Origin of the sequence: Streptomyces sp. SID5910, from assembly GCF_009862125.1 — a bacterium.
Lineage (GTDB): Bacteria > Actinomycetota > Actinomycetes > Streptomycetales > Streptomycetaceae > Streptomyces.
Window position 1 is genome coordinate 1 of record NZ_WWHX01000786.1, and the last position, 2,150, is coordinate 2,150.

Below are 2,150 nucleotides of genomic sequence, written 5' to 3' on the forward strand. Positions count from 1 at the left end.
GGCGCGAACGCGCAGGACACGGCACGGCCGAAGACCGGCCCCGCCGGGGAGCCCGCGCCGCAGGCGCCGCCCCGCCGGGAGTTCCGCCGCCGGGCGGCCCGTGCCCGCGGTGGGTTCGTCCGCTGAGGGCGCGGCCGGAGGCTTCGGTGGGGACACGGCCGATGGGTCGCCGGCAACTCCGGGACAGGTCTCCCCTGCGTGTCTAGGCTCTTCGGTATGAGTGACTCACGGGTCTGGGACGACGTCGATGGCTACTTCACCGGTCAGCTCGTTCCGGTGGACGACGCGTTGGAGGCTGCCCTGCGGGACAGTGATGCCGCCGGGCTACCGCCCGTGGCCGTCACGCCCACTCAGGGCAAGCTCCTCCACCTCCTCGCCCAGCTCCAGGGCGCCCGGAGCGTCCTGGAGATCGGCACCCTCGGCGGCTACAGCACCATCTGGCTGGCCCGCGCCCTGCCCGCCGACGGCCGGCTCGTCACCCTGGAGTACAGCGCCCGGCACGCCGAGGTCGCCGTCCGGAACATCGCCCGCGCCGGCCTGGAGGACCTCGTCGACGTACGCGTGGGCCCCGCCCTGGAGACGCTGCCGAAGCTCGCCGACGACAACCCGCCCCCCTTCGACCTGGTCTTCATCGACGCCGACAAGGGCAACAACCCGCACTACCTGGAGTGGGCCCTGCGCCTCACCAGCACGGGCAGCCTGATCGTCGTGGACAACGTCGTCCGCGGCGGACGCGTCGCCGACGCCGGCAGCGACGCCGACGACGTGCGCGGCACCCGCGCCGCCATCGAGATGATCGGCAGCCATCCGCGGCTCAGCGGCACCGCCGTCCAGACCGTCGGCAGCAAGGGATACGACGGCTTCGCGCTGGCCCGCGTCCTGGCCTGAGCGCGCTCACACCTCGTGGTAGAAGCCGACGTTGACGCTGCGCGGCTCGGTGCGGTCCTGGACGACGATCTCGCCGCTGCCGCCCCGGGGGAGCGGCACGGTGCCGCCGTAGACGAGGGGCTGCGTGTGCTCGCCGACGGTGAGCCGGACCTCCGACGACGGGTCGGGCTGCGAGCCGCGCAGCCAGGTCAGCTGCCAGGTCCCGTCGGGCCCGCAGCGGAACTCCAGGTGGACCCGGGAGACGAACAGCCAGTCGTCCGGCGTCGACAGCCGGCACACGGACTTGTCCCGGCCCACCCGCAGCACCGCGCCGGGCTCGCTGGGCGCGTCGGCCATCTGCATGCCGGCGGTGGCGCCCGCGTCCGCCGCGGTGACGGCGGCCATGGTCAGTTCGAGCACGTGCGCTCCTTCGAGACGTTCCGCGTGGGCGTTGGCCTGTCGCCGCCGCATGATAGATCGGCCGGTGGTGCGGTGTCCGGCACAATGGGGTCATGACCGAGCGAAAGCCACCCGGCGTCGACTTCGAGTCCTGGGTCGACAAACAGATCCGCGACGCGGACGCGCGCGGGGAGTTCGACCGGTTGCCGGGGGTGGGCAAACCCCTCCCTAGCGACGTGGAGAGCACGTACGACGAACTGTGGTGGGTCAAGCGGAAGATGGCCCGCGAGGGTCTGTCCGTGCTGCCGCCGACGCTCGCCCTGCGCAAGGAGGCGGAGGACGCGCTCACGGCGGCGCTGGACGCCCCCACGGAGGGCGCCGCCCGCAGGATCGTCGAGGAGATCAACGTCAAGATCCGCGACGTCATGTTCAAGCCGCCGCCCGGGCCCCCGCTGGGCAAGAAGCCCTACGACGTAGACGAGGTCGTACGTCAGTGGCGGGAGCGCCGGGCGGAGCGGTGACGGCTGCGCGTCAGACGTGCATCAGGCGGTCGGCCAGTTCGCGGTAGTCCCGCAGGGCAAGGCGGAGCTGTTCGGTGTCGGTGCTCGTCGCGCGGGTCTCCTCCCCGCCCTCCTGCCAGGACGTGCGCAGGGAGCGGCGGCGGTGCGCGACGGCGTCCGTGAAGCGGGCGGCAAGCTCCTCCAGGACCCGGTCGGCCTCCTCCACGGATTCCCGGGGGGCGTCCACGAACTCCGCCACGGCGTGCTGGAGCCGCTGCCCGAGCCGGTCGCACTCGTCGTGCGGCAGCAGCCCGTGCGGGCCTGCGGCGCCGTCGGCGCGGGTGCCGGTGCCCTCGGCGGTGCCTATGCCTGTGCCGGTGCCGT

General features: G+C 73.3%; 3 protein-coding genes and 1 pseudogene. 2 read left to right on the top strand and 2 right to left on the bottom strand.

Annotated elements, in window-relative coordinates:
* Positions 1-216: 216 nt before the first annotated feature.
* The gene (locus GTW67_RS27835) at positions 217-888 is read left to right on the top strand and encodes an O-methyltransferase (protein WP_161167522.1); all 672 of its coding nucleotides are present in this window, start codon (positions 217-219) and stop codon (positions 886-888) included.
* 6 nt (positions 889-894) lie between these two features.
* Here GTW67_RS27835 and GTW67_RS27840 read toward each other — a convergent pair whose 3' ends face one another.
* Positions 895-1,287 carry an FHA domain-containing protein gene (locus tag GTW67_RS27840; protein WP_161167523.1) on the bottom strand — a complete coding sequence of 131 codons (393 nt, stop codon included), beginning with the start codon at positions 1,285-1,287 and terminating at the stop codon, positions 895-897.
* 92 nt (positions 1,288-1,379) lie between these two features.
* Here GTW67_RS27840 and GTW67_RS27845 point away from each other — a divergent pair, with 92 nt between their 5' ends.
* Entirely contained in the window at positions 1,380-1,787 is a 408-nt protein-coding gene (locus GTW67_RS27845) for a DnaJ family domain-containing protein (RefSeq protein ID WP_161167524.1), read from the top strand.
* 10 nt (positions 1,788-1,797) lie between these two features.
* Here the strand turns inward: GTW67_RS27845 and GTW67_RS27850 are convergent.
* Positions 1,798-2,150, bottom strand: a pseudogene (locus GTW67_RS27850) (hypothetical protein); the annotation flags it as partial.